15 protein-coding genes and 1 pseudogene are annotated in these 17,991 nt (G+C 69.5%); 10 read left to right on the top strand and 6 right to left on the bottom strand.

Translation table 11 applies throughout. The annotated features are described in order from the left end of the window. Positions 1-109 precede the first annotated feature (109 nt). On the bottom strand, positions 110-619 hold the full coding sequence (gene greB / locus ACTHK2_RS00480; protein ID WP_440243586.1) for a transcription elongation factor GreB: 510 nt from the start codon (positions 617-619) through the stop codon (positions 110-112). A 106-nt stretch (positions 620-725) separates the two neighbouring features. Between greB and ACTHK2_RS00475 the strand changes: the two genes are divergently transcribed. Next, positions 726-2,216: a rhomboid family intramembrane serine protease gene (locus tag ACTHK2_RS00475; RefSeq protein WP_440243584.1), complete on the top strand. Its 1,491-nt coding sequence runs from the start codon at positions 726-728 to the stop codon at positions 2,214-2,216. A gap of 3 nt (positions 2,217-2,219) precedes the next feature. Here the strand turns inward: ACTHK2_RS00475 and ACTHK2_RS00470 are convergent, their stop codons facing one another. Then, a complete protein-coding gene (locus ACTHK2_RS00470) occupies positions 2,220-3,512 on the bottom strand; it encodes a hypothetical protein (RefSeq protein WP_440243582.1) in 1,293 nt (430 codons plus the stop codon). Positions 3,513-3,514: 2 nt separating this feature from the next. After that, on the bottom strand, positions 3,515-4,996 hold the full coding sequence (locus ACTHK2_RS00465) for a helicase HerA-like domain-containing protein (protein WP_440243580.1): 1,482 nt from the start codon (positions 4,994-4,996) through the stop codon (positions 3,515-3,517). Between the two features lie 153 nt (positions 4,997-5,149). Between ACTHK2_RS00465 and ACTHK2_RS00460 the strand changes: the two genes are divergently transcribed. Next, positions 5,150-6,673: a transglycosylase SLT domain-containing protein gene (locus tag ACTHK2_RS00460; RefSeq protein WP_440243577.1), complete on the top strand. Its 1,524-nt coding sequence runs from the start codon at positions 5,150-5,152 to the stop codon at positions 6,671-6,673. 203 nt (positions 6,674-6,876) lie between these two features. Here ACTHK2_RS00460 and ACTHK2_RS00455 read toward each other — a convergent pair whose 3' ends face one another. From ACTHK2_RS00455 to ACTHK2_RS00445, 3 genes are all read right to left on the bottom strand, one after another. Further along, the gene (locus ACTHK2_RS00455; protein ID WP_440243575.1) at positions 6,877-7,305 is read right to left on the bottom strand and encodes a hypothetical protein; all 429 of its coding nucleotides are present in this window, start codon (positions 7,303-7,305) and stop codon (positions 6,877-6,879) included. A 170-nt stretch (positions 7,306-7,475) separates the two neighbouring features. Further along, entirely contained in the window at positions 7,476-8,342 is an 867-nt protein-coding gene (gene asd, locus ACTHK2_RS00450) for an archaetidylserine decarboxylase (protein WP_440243573.1), read from the bottom strand. Beyond that, the gene (locus ACTHK2_RS00445) at positions 8,342-8,980 is read right to left on the bottom strand and encodes an SCO family protein (RefSeq protein WP_440243570.1); all 639 of its coding nucleotides are present in this window, start codon (positions 8,978-8,980) and stop codon (positions 8,342-8,344) included. Before ACTHK2_RS00445 ends, asd begins: the two co-directional genes overlap by 1 nt. Positions 8,981-9,084: 104 nt before the next feature. Between ACTHK2_RS00445 and prmB the strand changes: the two genes are divergently transcribed. From prmB to ACTHK2_RS00405, 8 genes and pseudogenes are all read left to right on the top strand, one after another. Further along, the gene (gene prmB / locus ACTHK2_RS00440) at positions 9,085-10,020 is read left to right on the top strand and encodes a 50S ribosomal protein L3 N(5)-glutamine methyltransferase (RefSeq protein ID WP_440243567.1); all 936 of its coding nucleotides are present in this window, start codon (positions 9,085-9,087) and stop codon (positions 10,018-10,020) included. A gap of 164 nt (positions 10,021-10,184) precedes the next feature. Continuing rightward, positions 10,185-11,288 (top strand): chorismate synthase, encoded by a 1,104-nt coding sequence (gene aroC, locus ACTHK2_RS00435; protein WP_440243565.1) that lies wholly within the window; start codon positions 10,185-10,187, stop codon positions 11,286-11,288. After that, positions 11,285-12,298 carry a 2-hydroxyacid dehydrogenase gene (locus tag ACTHK2_RS00430; protein ID WP_440243563.1) on the top strand — a complete coding sequence of 338 codons (1,014 nt, stop codon included), beginning with the start codon at positions 11,285-11,287 and terminating at the stop codon, positions 12,296-12,298. Before aroC ends, ACTHK2_RS00430 begins: the two co-directional genes overlap by 4 nt. A 46-nt stretch (positions 12,299-12,344) precedes the next feature. After that, a complete protein-coding gene (locus ACTHK2_RS00425) occupies positions 12,345-13,376 on the top strand; it encodes an aspartate-semialdehyde dehydrogenase (protein ID WP_440243561.1) in 1,032 nt (343 codons plus the stop codon). A gap of 112 nt (positions 13,377-13,488) precedes the next feature. Beyond that, the gene (locus ACTHK2_RS00420; RefSeq protein ID WP_440243559.1) at positions 13,489-16,224 is read left to right on the top strand and encodes a FimV/HubP family polar landmark protein; all 2,736 of its coding nucleotides are present in this window, start codon (positions 13,489-13,491) and stop codon (positions 16,222-16,224) included. 203 nt (positions 16,225-16,427) lie between these two features. Then, complete coding sequence (gene truA, locus ACTHK2_RS00415; protein ID WP_440243557.1) at positions 16,428-17,195, top strand: tRNA pseudouridine(38-40) synthase TruA; 768 nt, start codon at positions 16,428-16,430, stop codon at positions 17,193-17,195. After that, positions 17,192-17,824, top strand: a complete 633-nt coding sequence (locus ACTHK2_RS00410) for a phosphoribosylanthranilate isomerase (protein ID WP_440243555.1) — start codon at positions 17,192-17,194, stop codon at positions 17,822-17,824. The genes truA and ACTHK2_RS00410 overlap by 4 nt, the downstream gene beginning before the upstream one ends. 5 nt (positions 17,825-17,829) lie before the next feature. Next, positions 17,830-17,991, top strand: a pseudogene (locus tag ACTHK2_RS00405) (tryptophan synthase subunit beta); the annotation flags it as partial.

Raw genomic sequence — 17,991 nt, 5'->3', positions numbered from 1 at the left:
AAGCGACGCGCTGTACCAGGTTCCGCTCGCCCGCCGGTGCCGAGGGCGACTCCGTGGAATAGAACAGAAGCACACAAACGCCAAGCTCCCTCCGCCATCGCCCCGGCGGCTACTCGAACGGGCCGTCGTAGCGCACCTCGATCACGACGAACGAGCGGCGTCCGCCTGGAAGTTCAGCCTCGAATTCCTCGTCCTCGCGCCGTTTCAGCGCAGCACGCGCGAGCGGTGAGTCGATACTGATCCAGCCGCGCGCGGCATCCGTTTCGGCGGGCCCGACGATGCGGTAGGCCTGTTCACGGCCGTCCTCGTCTTCGAGACGCAGCCATGCGCCGAAATATACCGCGCTGCGATCGGTCGGCGGCGCATCGACCACCCGCAGCCGTTCCAGCCGCTTGCCGAGATAGCGTACGCGGCGATCGATTTCACCGAGCTGCTTCTTGCGATACGTGTATTCCGCGTTCTCCGAGCGATCGCCTTCCGCGGCCGCGGCGGCCAGCGCGCGCACGACCTCGGGCCGGCGCACGCGCCACAGCTCGTCGAGCTCGGCCTTGAGGCGCGCATGACCCTCCGGCGTGATCATCGCCGTCGAAGCCGGCATCGGCGGTCGCCATCGACTCATCGCACACCCGTCCTGCGCAAGCGCGCACGTTACCAACCGTGTCGGCCACATGGCATGCATTGCCGAGTAAAATCGGCCTACCCTCGTTCGCGGAAGGGGCCGCGGCGTGCTGATCGTGCCATTGCATCGCGCGCCGACCCGCGCGAGTTTCCCGTGGGTCACGCTCGCGCTGATTCTCGTCAACGCGTTCGTGTTCTTCGGCTTGCAGTTGCCCGACGAGGCGCGGCAGGAGCAGGCGCTCGAATTCTACGTGCAGGACGGGCTCGCGCGCTGGGAGTTCCCGGCCTATCGCGACTGGCTCGCGCAGCATGCCGAGGACGGTCGCAACCGGCTGTTCGAGCGGATGGCATCGGACGAGGGCGACCGGCGCTGGGCCGCCGCGCTGCTGCAGTCGGACGACGCATTCGTCGCCGCGCTGCACGACGGCACCGCAATCGACCCGAGCGTCGAGGGCATCGTCGCGTGGCGCGAGTCGCGCGCCGAGTTCGAGCGCTTGTGGGATCGCGCGTTCACCGAACGTTGGAAGCTGCGCCAGTCCGAGATCGCCCCGGCGCGCATCGTCGGCTCGATGTTCCTGCACGGCAGCGTCGGCCACCTGCTCGGCAACATGCTCTTCCTCGCGCTGCTCGGCCTGCTCGTCGAAGGCGCGCTCGGGCCCGTGTTGTTCCTTGTCGGATACCTGCTCGGCGGCATCGGCGCCGCATTCGCGAGCCTCGCCTGGCACTGGGGCGACCACGGCTCCCTCGTCGGCGCATCGGGCGCGATCGCGTCGCTGATGGGCGCGTACTGCGTGCTGTGGGGAGCGCGCAAGGTGCGCTTCTTCTGGTGGTTCTTCGTCGTGTTCGACTACGTCAGGGCTCCTGCGCTCGTGCTGTTGCCTGCATGGCTCGGCTGGGAAGTTCTGCAGCTCGCGTTCGTGCACGATTCCAATGTCGCGTTCGAGGCGCATGCGGGCGGCATCGTGTGCGGCGCGGCACTCGCGGTCGCGGTGCGCCGCCTCGGCTGGGAGCGGCGCGAGTTCCTCGACGAGGAGGCGCGTGCCGATGCCGCGAACGAGGATGAAGCCGCCCTCGCGCAGGCGCAGGCGCATCTGGGGCGCCTCGACATCGCGGCGGCGCGCGCACTGCTCGAGCCGCTGGCGGCGCGCCGCCCCGCCGATCTCGCGGTGCGCATCGCGCTGTACCGCTGTGCCCGCTACGAACCCGGCATGCCGCGTATCGACGAGGCTGCACGCGCCGTGCTCGCGCTGCCACTGCGCACGGCCGCGCAACTGAGCGAGCAGAAGGGCATCTACGACGACTACCTGAAAGCCGGTGCCGGCCGCCGCCTGCCGCTCACTCCGGTGCAGCAGCTCGGGCTCGCGCGACGCTGGCCTGCGATCGGCGCAGGCGCGGCCGCGGCCGAACTGCTCGGCGGCCTCGCTGCGCGCGCGCCCGCGACGCCTGGCCTCGCGGCCGCGATGCTGCAGGTCGCATGCGACCTCGACGCGCGCCGCGAAGAGGGCGCAGCGCGTGCGCTGCTGGCGCGCATCGCTGCGACCTGGCCCGGCACTGCCGAGGCGGACAAGGCGAACAGGCTGCTCGCCCCGCAGGCGTGACGATCAAGCGCGCGCGGGAGGCGCGCCGAGCGTATCGAGGAAGCGGCGATAGGCACCGACTTCCCCGGCGAGTGCATGTTGCGGGAACGCCTGCATCACGCGGTCGAGCAGCGCGCGCGCGGTGTCTTCCTTGCCCATGCGTTCGGCCAGCAGCTTCGCGGCGAGCAGGCAGTTCGCCGGGACGTCGCGGTGCCGGGGATGGCTCTTGTACCAGCTCGACACGAGTTTCAGGGCGACCTGGCTCTGGCCCGCGTCGACCGCCTTGCGCGCGATGCGTGCGACGTCGTCGGGGTCGGTGGGTTCGAACGCGGGATCCATTTCCTGGCAGTCGCGCACGACGTCGACGGCGCGACGCTCCTTGTCCTGTGCGAGCAGCACCGCGATCCATTCGCGACCGTGCCGGAGCAACTCGTCGCGGTGGCCGAGCACGCCGAGCACCTTGCGATACTGCACGTGTACCGCATCGCTGCCGCCGCGTGCGCGCAGCTGGCCGCCGAGCAGCTCGGCGGCGGCTTCCGGCGCGCCGTCGCGCACGTGCTGCGCGGCCTCGTCGAGCAGGTCCTGGTCGGGGTCGCGTGCGCGCGACGCGAGCGGCATCGCGGCGGCCGATGGTTCGTAGCCGACTTCGTCCTGGTACTGCCAGATCAGGTAACCCATGAGGTGGAACGTCGCGACGACCACGTAGTTCGTGATGAGGTAGAACGCGATCGTCGAAATGACCGGCGGCAGGATTGGCACCACGAGGGCCTGCGCATAGCGTTGGCTGACGCCGAACACGAAGTAGAGCGCGGCGACTGCGACGTAGGGCCAGCCGATGCGCGCGACGATCGCGATCCACGTCGCGGGGTTGAGCGCGTGGCCGAGATTCTGGTCCATCGCCAGCGACATGATCGCGCCGGGCAGCGCGAGCGCGAGCAGGATCGCGACGAACGTGCCGCCGACCGGCCCGAGCAGGATGAAGCCGAGCATGTTGAAGGCGAAGAACGCGACCTGCAGCCAGATCTGCGACCAGCCGAGGCTGTCTTCGACCGACACGGCGACCTCGGGCGGCTCCAGGCGCCCATCCGCACTCGCGCGCAGGCATTCGAACGCGTACTTGTACAGCGCGACCCAGATCAGCAGCTGGAACAGCCAGCCGATGACGCCGAGCGGCAGGAAGTCCACGAGGTGGCACAGTGCGAGCACGACGACCGTGCTGAGCGCTGCCGAATGGGTCGGGTAGAGCGAGATCTCGCGCAGGCGATTCCAGAACGGGACGATGGCGTCGGCGCGCGCGGGCTGGTTGGAAGCCGTCATCGTCAGCGCTTCGACAGCGAGCCGAGCACGCCGCGCAGCAGCGAGCGTCCGAGCTGCCCCGCCGCGTTGCGCACCGCCGACTTCGCGAACGCCTCGATCATGCCCTGGCGGCGCTTGGTGCCGAACACCATGTCCTTGGCCGCCTGCGTCCAGCCGCTGTCGGCCTCGTCGGCCGCCTTGCCGCCCTTCGCTGCGGGCGCGGACGCGGCTTCCTGCTCGGCACGCTGCGCCAGCTTCTCGAAGGCCGATTCGCGATCGACCATGGTGTCGTACTTCGTGCCGACCGGCGAACGCGAGCGGATCGTCGCGCGCTCGGCCTCGGTGATCGTGCCGATGCGGCATCCGGGTGAAGCGATCAGCGCGCGTTCGACCGGCATCGGCACGCCGCCGGCCTGCAGGGTCGATACGAGCGCCTCGCCGACGCCGAGCTGGGTGATCGCCTGCGCGACGTCGATCTTCGGGTTCGGCGCGAAGGTCTGCGCGGCGGCCTTGACCGCCTTCTGATCGCGCGGCGTGAATGCGCGCAGCGCGTGCTGGATGCGGTTGCCCATCTGGCCGAGGATCACGTCCGGCACGTCGTCGGGATTCTGCGAGCAGAAGTACACGCCGACGCCCTTCGAGCGGATCAGGCGCACGACCTGCTCGACGCGCTGGCGCAGCGCGGGCGGCGCATCGTCGAACAGCAGGTGGGCCTCGTCGAAGAAGAACACGAGCTTGGGCTGATCGAGGTCGCCGACCTCGGGCAGCTTCTCGAACAGCTCCGACAGCATCCACAGCAGGAAGGTCGTGTAGAGCTTCGGCTTGAGCACGAGCTGGTCGGCGGCGAGGATGTTGACGATGCCGCGGCCGGACATGTCCTGGCGCATGAAGTCGGCGAGGTCGAGCGCGGGCTCGCCGAAGAACTGGTCGCCGCCGGCCTGCTCGAGCGAGAGCAGCGCGCGCTGGATCGCCGCGATCGACTGCGTCGAGATGAGGCCGTAGTGCTGCGACAATTCCTTCGCGTGGTCGGCGGCGAACGCGAGCAGCGCGCGCAGGTCCTTGAGATCGAGCAGCAGCAGGCCGTCGTCGTCGGCGGCCTTGAACACGATCTCGAGCACGCCGGCCTGCGTGTCGTTGAGTTCGAGCAGGCGCGCGAGCAGGTTCGGGCCCATCTCCGACACGGTCGTGCGCACCGGATGGCCGAGCTTGCCGTAGATGTCCCAGAACACGACCGGATTCGCGTTCGGTGCCCAGTCGATGCCGAGCTGCTCGATGCGCGCCTTCAACTTGTCGTTCATCGCGCCGGCCTGCGACAGGCCGGCGAGGTCGCCCTTCACGTCGGCGAGGAACACCGGCACGCCGAGCTTGGAGAAGCCTTCCGCCATGAGCATCAGCGACACGGATTTGCCGGTGCCGGTCGCGCCGGCGACCATGCCGTGGCGATTCGCGTACTTGGCGAGCAGGAATACGTCCTTGTCGCCCTTGTCGATCAGGATGTCGCTCAAAGGGAAATCTCCTCGGATGCACGATGCGCGTGGCCGCGGCGCCGATTGTAGCGACGAATCGCGTCGCCGCCGCGCCGCGCGGGAATGCGCGCGGGTTGCCGCGGAGCGGCGCCAGCGGTTACCGTGCAGCGTTCCCACGCACGCTGCACGTTCATGTTCCGATTCCGCCATACCTTCTGTATCGCCGCCGCCGCCGCCGCGGCGCTCGCCGCCTGTGCCGGCAATGTGCCGCGTGGCGCGAAACCCGGCGCGGCCGTGAAACCGGACGATGCCTCCAATGCGTTGTACCAGCGCCTCGACCAGGACAGCCGGCGCTACGAGGCCGGCCTCGCACTCGCGCGGTCGGGCGAAACCCAACGTGCGCAGGAGGAGATGAAGGCGGCACTCGACGACCTGCGCGCAGCGGCGACGCAATGCGCGCAGATCGCCGAATGCGACCAGCAGCGCTTCGTCGCCGGCTTCGATTCGCTGCTGCGCGCGGGCATCGGCAGCCGCTCCGATCTCGCCGTCGAAGGCGACACCGGCGCGACCACGCCGGAAGCGACCGAAGAGGTCGGCGAAGGTTCGCCGGTGGTGACCACATTGCCGCAGCTCGGTCGCTCGGTGACCCTGCTCAAGGGGCGCGAGCTCGGCGACATCATCGCGCTCAACGGTCCGGTCAAGGCGGCGCTGGAGGAGTGGCTGACCCAGTACCGGCCGAACCTGATCACCGCGTACGAGAACTACCAGTACCTGCGCTTCCAGATGTGGCCCGAGTACGAGAAGGCGGGCCTGCCCGAAGCCCTGCTGTTCGGCATGCTCGCCAAGGAATCGGGTGGCAAGGTGCACGCGGTGTCGCGTTCGGGCGCGTCGGGTCCGCTGCAATTCATGTACGCGACCGGCCTTCGCTTCGGCCTCACCACGGTCGACGGTTTCGACCAGCGCTTCGATCCGCGCCTCGCCGCGCGCGCGAACGCGGCGTACGTCAACGAGCAGCTCGCGATCTTCAACAACAACCTCGAACTCGTGATCGGCGCCTACAACGGCGGCGAGGGCGCAATGCAGCGCCGCGCGGGCAGGGGCGAGAATGCCGCCGCGTTCTGGAGCCCCGAGGTGTATGGCAGCGTGTCGCAGGAAACGCGCGAGTACGTGCCGATGGTGCTCGCCGCCGCATGGCTGTTCATGCATCCCGAGCGCTACAACCTCGAGTTCCCGAAGATCGCGGCGAAGCCGGGCAGCATCACGCTCGAGCGGCCGGCATCGATCGCCGAGCTCACCATCTGCCTCGGCCAGGACGGCAATGCCGACGGCTGGTTCCGCACCTTGCGCAACCTCAACCCGCAGCTCGATCCGCAGCAGCAGGAGCCGGCGGGCGCGCGGCTCGTCGTGCCGCAGCGGCTGGAAAAGGTGTACGAACGCGATTGCGCGAGCGGGCGATGGCCGCAACTCGCGGCCGAGCTGCACGAGGCGATCGTGCCCGTGCCGCCGCCGGTCGCGCTCGCGCAATCGCGCGCGCCGGCGAAGGCGCGCGCGAAGGACCGGACGTACGTCGTGCGCAAGGGCGACACGCTCGCGGCGATCGCACGTCGCAGCGGCAATTGCGGGATTCGCGAGATCGCGGCGGCGAACGGCCTGCGCGGGCCGCACTATCCGATCAAGCCGGGGCAGTCGCTCAAGCTGCCTGCATGCGCGCGCTGACGGGACGGCGGAGTTGGCGCTTCCGTGCGCCAGGTCCCGTCCTGTGAACTCGTCGATTCAAGTTGCGGCCCATCCATGGACCGCGCTGTCCACCCGGCAGCATCGTCCCGATGCATGCGAGCCGGGTTGATCCGGCTCCGCGGAAGGATGGCCCTGTGCGGCATCCCTTCCGCCCGCACGCCGGCGTGACGTGCGGTCGTGGCTCAGGCGGCTTCCGCGCCTTCGATCATCCAGCGGCTGAGGTCGTCGGCAGGTACGCCTTCCTTGAGCGAACGCAGGCAGCGCATCGCCTGGCGGTGCAGGTCCTGCTGCTCGCCGAACGGAGAATCCTTGGTTTCGTGGAACACGACCGTCAGCCAGAGAGCGACGCCGCGCAGACGTACCTGCAGGTTGTCCGAACGCAGGCGCTCGAGGCCGATGTCGGTGCCGCTGCCCCAAGGCCGGTATTTCTCTTCCGGCGGCGTCGCGTAGAGGTGCGGGAACTCGCTCTTGGCGGCGCTCGTGAACTCGCGCAGCGCGATGCCGGCGAGCTGGCGGCGTGCGGCCGGCGGCAGCAGTTCGAGCGTCTTGTTGATCTCCCGGAACTGCCGGCGCAACTGCATCGCGCGGCTCAAGGCGATCAAACGGGTCATGATCTGCATGGCTTTGTCCCCCTGCCCATCCTTGGGGCCAATCTGGATGGTTGTCGAATCCGTGAGGTCGATATTAGGCGAGGCCTACCCCATGAGACCGCCCATCGCGTCACAAATTGCCCAATCGCGTCACATTGTGACCGATGCCGGGCGGCTTGGGAAGAGGGATTTCAACCCGGGGGCGGCAGGAGATTCGCTCCTGCGATCGAACCGATCGCTTCGCCGACGCGTACGGCCTGTTCGGGTGACAGAGCCGGATCGAGCGCGGCGGCGGCGGGCAGCAGCACGATCGCGGTCGAGCCCATGTTGAACCGGCCCATTTCCGCGCCACGTGCGAGGCGGATGCCACGGCCGCGCCAGTCGCGGCGCGTGACGCGCGAGGCATAGGGCGGCACTTCGACATCGCCCCAGACGGTTTCTATGCCGGATACGAGCATCGCCCCGACCAGCACCACCGCGAACGGCCCGTTGGCGCCGCGGAAATGGCAGACGAGGCGCTCGTTGCGCGCGAACAGGCGCGGCACCGCGGCGACCGCGAACGGCGCCACGCTGAACAGGCGCCCGGGCACGTGCACGGTTTCGAGCAGCTCGCCCGCGAGTGGCATGTGCACACGGTGGTAGTCGCGCGGCGAGAGGTAGACCGTTGCGAACCGGCCGTCGGCATACGGCGCGGCTGCGGCCTCGTCGCCGAGCAGCTCGGCGACGCTGAAATCCGGTCCCTTGGCCTGGAACACGCGGCCGGCGCGGATCGGCCCGGCCTGGCTGATGCGGCCGTCGGCGGGGCAGAGGATCGCATCCGCGGCCTGTGCCTGCGGGCGTGCGCCGGGCTTGAGCGGGCGCGTGAAGAACGCGTTGAAATGCGCGTACGCGGACGGATCGGGCTGTTCCGCTTCGTCGAGATCCACGCGGTAGCCGTCGACGATGCGACGGATCAGGAAGTCCTTCCACGGCGCGAACGTCCAGCGCGTGCCCCACAACACCAGCCGCGACAGGAAGCGATGCGGCAGCACGTACTGCAGGGCGACTGAGGCGCGCATCAGCGTGCTCCCGCGAGGGTGACGAGGTCGGCGGCGATCTTCGCCGCCTCGAACGGCGGACGCAGCACGCCCGCCTGGTGGCCGTCGGGGTCGATGAGCACGGCCGATGCGCTGTGATCGACCTCGTAGGTGCCGTCCTTGGGTTCGCCGCGCGCATAGACGAGCCCGAGTGCGCGCGTGATGCGCGTCAGCTGCTCGTCGCTGCCGCTGGCGGCGACGAATTGCGGATCGAAGAAGCCGACATAGCGGGCGAGCTGCGCCGGCGTGTCGCGCTCGGGATCGACCGAAATGAAGTCGAAGCGCACGCGTTCCTTCGTCGCGGCGGGCAGGCGCTTCCACGCCTGCTTGAAATCGGCGAGCGTCGTCGGGCAGACGTCGGGGCAGTTCGTGTAACCGAAGAAGACGACGGTCCAGCGTCCCTTCCAGTCCTCGAGCGTGAGCTTGCCGCCGTCGCTGCGGTCGAGTTCGAATGCGGGCAGCGCGCGCGGCGCCGGATACATCACGGCGGAGGCGAGGTCAGGGCCGCGCGCGGGTGCGAGCACGCGCATGCCGAGCCAGAGGCCGGCGGCGGCGGCGAAAGCGGCGATGATGATGAGCCAGTTCGCGGAAACGCGACCGGCGCTGCGAAGGCGGGTCATCCGCCGATTATACGGATGCGAGGTCCGGTACGCCGCCGCGCGCGCGGCATGTGGCCACGTACGGGAGCGCTGCGGCGCATGCCCTATACTGCTCGACCCTTCGAATGGCGGACGCCACCGTGACGCAGGAACTCGCGACGATCGTCGATTTCATCCGCTACGGCGCGAGCCGCTTCGGCGCCGCCGGCCTCACTTTCGGCCACAGCTACGACAACGCGCTCGACGAGGCGACCCACCTCGTGCTGCACGCGCTACACCTGCCGCATGACCTGTCGCCCGCCTATGGCCAGGCGAAGCTCACGGCGGCGGAAAAGCACGCGGTGCTCGCGCTGATCGATCGCCGCGTCGACGAGCATCGTCCGGTCGCCTACCTCACCGGCGAGGCATGGTTCGCCGGCCTCAAGTTCAAGTCGGACGGGCGTGCGCTCGTGCCGCGCTCGCCGATCGCCGAATTGATCCAGGGCGGTTTCACCCCGTGGCTCGACGAGCGCCATGTCGAACGCGCGCTCGACCTGTGCACGGGCTCCGGGTGCATCGGCATCGCGATGGCCGCACACAACCCGGACTGGCAGGTCGACCTCGCCGACATCAGCGATGACGCGCTCGCGCTCGCGCGCGAAAACGTAGAATTCCAGGACGTCGGCGAGCGCGTGCGCGTGATCAAGTCCGACCTCTTCGGCAGCCTGGGCGGCGAGCGCTACGACCTCATCGTCAGCAACCCGCCGTACGTGACCGAACAGGAATTCGCCGCATTGCCGCCCGAATACGGTCACGAGCCGAAACTAGGCTTGACCGCCGGCGACGACGGGCTCGATTTCGCGTTGCGCATCCTCGCCGCGGCGCCGGATCATCTTACCGAGGACGGCGTGCTCATCGTCGAAGTCGGCGAGAGCGAACGGGCGCTCGTCGCGACGCTGCCGAACGTGCCGTTCAACTGGATCGAGTTCAACGTCGGCCAGATGGGCGTGTTCCTGCTCGACCGGCGCGACCTCGTCGAGCATGCGGTGGAGATCCATCGCGCGGCGAGTGCGCGCAAGTAGCCCGTCCGTTCGTCGCCCGGCGAAAAGCGCCGGCGTCAGCGGGGTGGGGCAATGGCTGCCGGGTCGGCATTTGGAGGCAAAATGGATTCCCGCTTTCGCGGGCTGACGCCGCAGGGCTTGCGAGCCCCGCACAAACGACCGAGCCATCAGCGAGCACGGCTTCCATGTCCAGCAACTCCTTCGGCAAGCTCCTGACGGTCACGACCTTCGGTGAAAGCCATGGTCCTGCGATCGGCTGCGTCGTCGACGGCTGCCCGCCCGGGCTCGCGCTGGCGCCGGACGAATTCCGCACCGACCTCGAGCGGCGCGCGACCGGGCGCAGCCGCTGGACCTCGCAGCGGCGCGAGGCCGACGAGGTCGAGATCCTCTCGGGCGTGTACGAAGGGCGCACGACCGGTACGCCGATCGCGCTCGTGATCCGCAACACCGACCAACGCTCGAAGGACTACGGTGACCTGCAGGACACGTTCCGCCCCGGCCACGCAGACTACACCTACTGGCAGAAGTACGGCATCCGTGATCCGCGTGGAGGCGGGCGCTCGTCCGCGCGCGAGACGACGATGCGCGTCGCAGCGGCGGTGATCGCCAAGAAGTGGCTCGCCGAACGCCACGGCGTGCGCGTGCGCGGTTTCCTCGCGCAGATCGGCGACCTCGTGCCGCGCGGGGCGTTCGACTGGGACGCAGTCGCGCAGAACCCGTTCTTCTGGCCGGATGCCTCGATGGTCGAGGAACTCGAGGCGTACATGACGGCTCTGCGCAAGTCCGGCGATTCGGTCGGCGCGCGCGTCAGCGTCGTCGCCGACGGCGTGCCGCCGGGCTGGGGCGAGCCGGTGTACGGCAAGCTCGACGGCGAGCTCGCCGCCGCGCTGATGTCGATCAACGCGGTCAAGGGCGTCGAGATCGGCGACGGCTTCGCGGCGGTGGCGCAGCACGGCAGCGTGCACCGCGACGAGATCACGCCGCAGGGATTCCTCTCCAACCACGCGGGCGGCATCCTCGGCGGCATCTCGACCGGCCAGGCCGTCGTCGTGTCGATCGCGCTCAAGCCCACCTCGAGCATCCTCGTCCCGGGGCGGAGCGTGAACCTCGCGGGCGATCCGGTCGAGGTCGTCACCAAGGGCCGCCACGATCCGTGCGTCGGGATCCGCGCGACCCCGATCGCCGAGGCGATGGTCGCGCTCGTCCTGATGGACCAGGCACTGCGCCATCGCGCGCAATGCGGCGACGTCGGCGAGGTCGCGCCGCGCGTACCCGGTGACGCTGGATGAGCATGCGGCCGCGGGTGTGGGTCACCCAGCCGGTGTTCGGCGACATCCTCGCGCGCCTCGAGAGCCACTTCGACGTGCGCGTCGAGGCCGATGTCGCGCCGCGCGCTGCGGATGCGCTGCGCGCGGGCCTGCACGACGTCGACGGCGCGCTCGTGTTCATCCCCGACCGCATCGACGCCGCGGTCATCGCGGGCGCCCATCGCCTGCGCGCGATCGCCAACGTCGGCGTCGGCTACGACAACCTCGACATACCCGCGCTCACCGCGGCCGGCATCATCGCGACCAACACGCCCGACGTGCTCACCGAAACCACGGCGGATTTCGCCTGGGCGCTGTTGCTCGCGACCGCCCGGCGCGTGACCGAAGCGGAGCGTTGGCTGCGCGAAGGGCAGTGGACCACCTGGTCGTTCGAACTCATGCTCGGGCGTGACGTGCACGGCAGCACGCTCGGCATCCTCGGCATGGGACGCATCGGCCAGGCAATCGCGCGCCGCGCACGCGGGTTCGGCATGCGCGTGCTGTACCACAATCGCGCCCGCCTCGCGCCGGAGCTCGAACGCGACTGCGCGGCGACCCATGTCGCCAGGAACGAGCTGCTCGCGCACAGCGATCATCTCGTGTTGGCCTTGCCGTATTCGGCGCAGACGCACCACGCGATCGGAGCGCCCGAGCTCGCGCGAATGAAGCCAGGTGCGACGCTCGTGAACGTCGCGCGCGGCGGCATCGTCGACGACGCGGCGCTCGCCGACGCGCTCGATGCCGGGCGCATCGCCGCGGCCGGGCTCGACGTCTACGAGAACGAACCGGCCGTGCATCCGCGCCTGCTCGCCTGCCGCAACGTCGTGCTCACGCCACACATCGCGAGCGCGAGCGAGGCGACGCGACGCGCGATGGTGGCGCTCGCGGTCGACAACCTCGTCGCCGCGCTCGGCGCCGGCCCGCATGCCGGCAGGCCACCGAATCCGGTTAATGCCGACGCGTTATTGGCCCGCGGCGGCCATTCCGCGTGATGCTTGGCGCCGCACGCTTCGCCCACCCCTGCACCCGACCCCGACCATGACCAAGAGCACGACCCGATACAACGTCGCCATCGCCGGCGCCACCGGCGCCGTCGGCGAAACCCTGCTGTCGATCCTCCACGAACGCGAATTCCCGATCGGCGAACTCGTGCCCCTGGCGAGCGAGCGCTCGGCCGGCGGCAAGGTGTCGTTCGGCCATCGCGAGTTCGTCGTGCGCGATCTCGCCGGCTACGACTTCAACGGCATCGACATCGCGTTCTTCTCCGCCGGCGGCTCGGTCTCGCGCGTGCACGCGCCGCGCGCGGCGGCGGCGGGCGCGGTCGTCATCGACAACACGTCGGAATTCCGCTACCAGGACGACATCCCGCTCGTCGTCAGCGAAGTCAACCCGCACGCGATCGCGCAGTACACGAACCGCGGCATCATCGCCAACCCGAACTGCTCGACCATGCAGATGCTCGTCGCGCTCGCGCCGATCCATCGCGCGGTCGGCATCGAGCGCATCAACGTGGCGACCTACCAGTCGGTCTCGGGCGCGGGCCGCTCGGGCATGGAGGAACTCGGCCGCCAGACCGCCGCACTGCTGAACTTCCAGGACGCCGATCCGAAGAAGTTCCCGGCGCAGATCGCCTTCAACCTCATCCCGCAGATCGACGACTTCCAGGACAACGGCTACACCAAGGAAGAGATGAAGATGGTGTGGGAGACGCGCAAGATCCTCGAGGACGCAGCGATCCAGGTGAACCCGACCGCCGTGCGCGTGCCGGTGTTCTATGGTCACTCCGAAGCGGTGCACATCGAGACGCGCGAGAAGATCGATGCCGCGCGCGCACGCGAACTGCTGCGCGCGGCGCCCGGCGTGGTCGTCGTCGACGAACGCAGGCCGGGCGGCTATCCGACGCCGGTGCAACACGCGGCGGGCAAGGACGAGGTATTCGTCGGCCGCATCCGCGAGGACATCTCGCATCCGCGCGGGCTCGATCTGTGGATCGTCTCGGACAACATCCGCAAGGGCGCTGCACTCAACGCCGTGCAGGTCGCCGAGCTGCTCGTCAAAACCTATCTGTGACGGCTCCCGGTATTTGCGAAATCGTATCTGTGATCTATAGTTACGATTGTGTTATAAGCCCGTTTCGAGATGGCCCGAAACGGGCCCCTACGCCTCCGGGGGGCATGCCTAGATGAAACGACCGCTGCAACTTTCGCTTGCGATCGCGCTCGCGTTGGGCGGAACGAACGCGCTCGCGCTGGGCCTCGGCCCCGTCCATGTGAAATCCAAGCTCAATCAACCGCTTGATGCCGAGATCCCGGTCATCCAGGGCACCGCGGGCGAGGCTGAAGGCTTGCTGGTGAGCATGGCTGCGGCGGAGGACTTCGAACGCGTCGGCATCTCCCGCAGCCACATCAACGTGCCGCTCGAATTCTCGGTCGGCAAGGGTGCGAACGGACAGGTCGTCATCCGCGTCACGAGCAAGGAGCCCGTGCAGGACAGCTATCTCGACTTCCTCGTCGAGGCGAACTGGCCGAAGGGCCGCCTGCTGCGCGAATACACCGTACTGCTCGATCCGCCGGTGACTGCGCCCGCGCGCAGCGCGCCGGCCGCGGTCGCCGCGACGCCGGCGCCGAGCGTGCCCGCGGCGGCGCCGCGCCGCGAGAAGGAAACGGTCGCCGCGGCCGAAAGGCCGGCGCCGGTCGAGAAGCCGGCGGTTGCGCGCGAGAAGCCCGCGCCGGTGGCCCCGGCTCCGCGCACGGTGCTCGAAGGCGACTACGGGCCGGTCAAGCAGGGCGAAACCCTGTCGGGCATCGCGCGTGCGACGCGCCCGGATGGCGGCGCCAATCTCGACCAGATGATGCTCGCACTGCTCAAGAGCAATCCGGACGCGTTCTACAAGGACAACATCAACGCGCTCAAGCGCGGCGCGATCCTGCGCATCCCGACCGCCGACGAAGCGAAGGCGATCGGTTCGGCGAGCGAAGCGGCGGCCCAGGTGCGTGCGCAGTTCGAGGACTGGCGCGGCGGTCGCGCGACGCCGACGCGCGTCGCATCGACCACCGAGGCGCCCGCGACCCCCGTGAGCGCGGCACCGAAAGAGGCGAAGCCGGCGAAGGCCAGCACCGCGGGCGCGGAAACGAAGAGCGCCAGCGAGCGTCTGGAACTCGTGCCGCCGAAGTCCGGCAAGGGCAGCCTCGCGATGGCCGACCAGCCCGGTTCGGGCAATGGCTCGGCCGCGAACGCCGAGGCCAAACGCGAACTCGCGCGCACGAAGGAAGCCCTCACCGCGCGCGAGCTGGAAGCGACCGAACTCAAGTCGCGCGTGAAGGAGCTCGAGGATCTCAAGGGCAAGAACGACCGCCTGATCAGCCTCAAGGATTCCGAGATCGCCGACCTGCAGCAGAAGCTCAGGGAGTTGCAGGCAAAGGCCGATGCGGCCGGCAAGGTGACCGGCAAGCCGGCGACGCCCGCGGCATCGACGCCCCCGCCGGTCGCCGCCTCGGCGACGCCGCCGGCATCGACGACGCCCGCTTCGACGACGCCCGCATCGACGCCTGCTTCGACCGCGAAGGACACCGCGATCGACAAGAAGGACATCTGGGGTGACGCTGCCAAGTCGTCCACGCCGGGCGACGCGGCCAAGGCCGACGCCCATGCGGGCGCTGCGGCCACGCCGGCCGCGATTCCGGCTACGACACCGCCCATCGGCGCGACGCCCGCGCCGACGCCGGCCGGTGAGTCGCCGGCCGCCACGCCGTCCACGGCGCCGGGCACCGCTGCCACGCCGTCCGGCGCGGACGCGTCCGCGACGTCGCCGTCGGCCGCTGCGCACACCGACACCGCCGCCACGTCGGCCACGCCCGCCACCACGCCGTCGTCGACCTCGACGCCGGCGAATGCGTCGGGCGCGACGGTGACGCCGCTCGCGGCGACGCCGCCGACCACCGCGACGAGCGGCACGACGGCCAAACCGACGCCCGCAACGAGCGTGAAGAAGCCCACGCCTGCCGCGAAGCCGCAGGCCGCCGCCTGGTACGACGCGGCGTGGGTCAAGCCCGCCGCGCTCGGCGCCGGGGTGTTGCTGGTGCTGCTCGGCCTGTTCGGCATGCGCAAGCGCAAGGCCGCGCCGGCGGCGTCGAATGGGTCGCGTCCTTCGATCGCCGATGCGTTCGGTGACTCGATCGACGGTTCCGGCGCGACGAGCGCCGTGATGGAAGCCGAAGCGACCGCGCTGCGCGACCAGATCGCGCGCGAGCCGGGCAATGTCGGTCTCTACCTCGAGCTGCTCAGCCTCTACTACGCGGAACGCGACGTCGCGAAATTCGAGGACACCGCGGCGGAGATGCACGCCTACGTGACCGATCCGAACCAGCCGGAATGGCAGGAAGCGCAGGCGATGGGCCAGGAGCTCGCGCCGCACAATCCGCTGTTCGCCGCGGCCGACACGTACTCGGGAGCCGCGTTCGCCGACACGGCCGAGCGTCCCACGCTCGACGACGACGACTTCGGTTTCGCCCATGCGCATGTGGCGTCCGCGCCCGCCGCCGAGCCCGAGTCGGCGGACGACTACGGTTTCGGTTTCGCCGAGACGCCCGCGCCGACGCACGCGCATGTGCCGCCACCGCCGGCCGCCGATGCGTTCACGTTCGACGACCTGCCGCCGCTGGAAGCCCCGGAGGCCAAGGCGGCGCCGGCCCCGGTGGTCCCCGCTGCGAAGGAGCCCGCACCCGCGATGAAGGAAGCGACCCTGGACGACGATTTCTTCGCCGGCGAGGACGCGATCGGCACCAAGCTCGATCTCGCCAAGGCCTACATGGACATGGGCGACCCGGACGGTGCGCGCTCGATGCTCGAGGAGGTCGTCGCCGAAGGCAACGATGCGCAGAAAGCGGAAGCGCATCGCCTGATCTCGGAACTGCGCTAGAGCCGTGATTCGGGATTGGTGATTCGTGATTCGTTAGAACCACGGACCCGCATTCATCCAAGGGGAGCCGGGCAAGCCCGGCTCCCCTTTTTTCGATAAGCGGCCGGTCCCCGCGAACACTGCACGCAGCGATATCTACGCTCTTCCGAATCACCATCACGAATCACCAATCGCCAATCACCAATCACCAATCACGGCTTCTCATGCGCCTCGCCCTCGGCATCGAATACGAAGGCACCGACTTCTCGGGCTGGCAGCGCCTGTCGCACGAACGCAGCGTGCAGGCCGAGGTCGAGGCCGCGCTGAGCTTCGTCGCGGCGCATCCGGTCGAAGTCACCTGCGCCGGCCGCACCGATGCGGGCGTGCATGCGCGCTGCCAGGTCGTGCATTTCGACAGCGACGCGACGCGCACCGAACGCGCCTGGGCGCTCGGTGCGAACTCGCGCCTCGCGCGCGACGTCGCCGTGCTGTGGGCGCGGCCGGTCGCGGACGGCTTCCATGCGCGTTTCGGCGCGCGCGCGCGGCGATATCGCTACACGATCCTCAACCGGCCCGTGCGCGCTGCGCTCGCCGCGCGCTTCGTGACCTGGGAGCGCATTCCGCTCGACGTCGAGGCGATGCAGCGCGCGGCGCAGGCGCTCGTCGGCGAACACGATTTCAGTGCGTTCCGCACCGTCGCGTGCCAGGCGAACTCGCCGATGCGCAACGTGCACGCGATCGCCGTCGCGCGGCGCGGCGACGAAGTCGCGATCGACATCGAGGCGAACGCGTTCCTGCACCACATGGTGCGCAACATCGTCGGCTCGCTGCTGCCGATCGGCCGCGGCGAGCGCGCCGAAGCGTGGCTGGCCGAGCTGCTGCAGGGGCGCGATCGCAGTGTCGCGGGTCCGACCGCCCCGGCGTCCGGACTCACGTTCCTCGGGCCGCGCTATCCCGCTGAATGGAATCTTCCGCCCGAGGTGAGCCTGTGAGCACGCGCGTCAAGTTCTGTGGCATCACGCGTCCGCAGGATGCGCGGCTCGCGGTCGATCTCGGCGTCGACGCGATCGGCCTCGTGTTCACGCGGCGCAGCCAGCGCTTCATCGGCATCACCCAGGCGCGCGAGATCCGCCGCATGCTGCCGCCGTTCACGGCCGCGGTCGCGCTGTTCATGGACGACGAGCCGGGCTGGATCGAGGAAGTCATCGCGGGCGTACAGCCGGACCTGCTGCAGTTCCATGGTGCCGAGCCGGGTTCGTTCGCGTCGAGTTTCTCGCGGCCGTACGTGAAGGCGGTGCCGATGGCGTCGGTCGACGATGCGGTCGCGTATGTCGGCCTGCACCCGGGCGCGAGCGGGTTCCTGCTCGACAGCCACGCACTCGGCGCACTCGGCGGCAGCGGCGAAACCTTCGACTGGCGGCGCGCGCCGCGCCTCGCCCGCTCGACGATCCTCGCCGGTGGCCTCACCGCCGACAATGTGGCGCAGGCGATCGCGCTCGTGCGACCCTATGCGGTCGACGTGTCGAGCGGCATCGAGACCGCTCCCGGCATCAAGGATCCCGCACGCATGCGCCGCTTCGTCGAAGCGGTGCGCAACGCGGACGCGGCCATCGGCAAGTGAGAGCCATGCAACGAATCGAAGACTACTCGGCGTACCCCGATGCACGCGGCCGCTTCGGCGACTACGGCGGTTCCTACGTCGCCGAGACATTGATCGCGCCGCTCGCCGAACTCGACGCGGCGTACCGGCGCCTGCGCACGGACGCCGCCTTCATCGCCGAGTTCGAA

It is taken from the genome of Dokdonella sp., from assembly GCF_051958935.1.
In the GTDB taxonomy this organism is placed as follows: Bacteria; Pseudomonadota; Gammaproteobacteria; order Xanthomonadales; family Rhodanobacteraceae; genus Dokdonella_A.
Note: the sequence above shows the minus strand (reverse complement) of the source record. Positions and strands in the feature narration are given on the sequence as shown.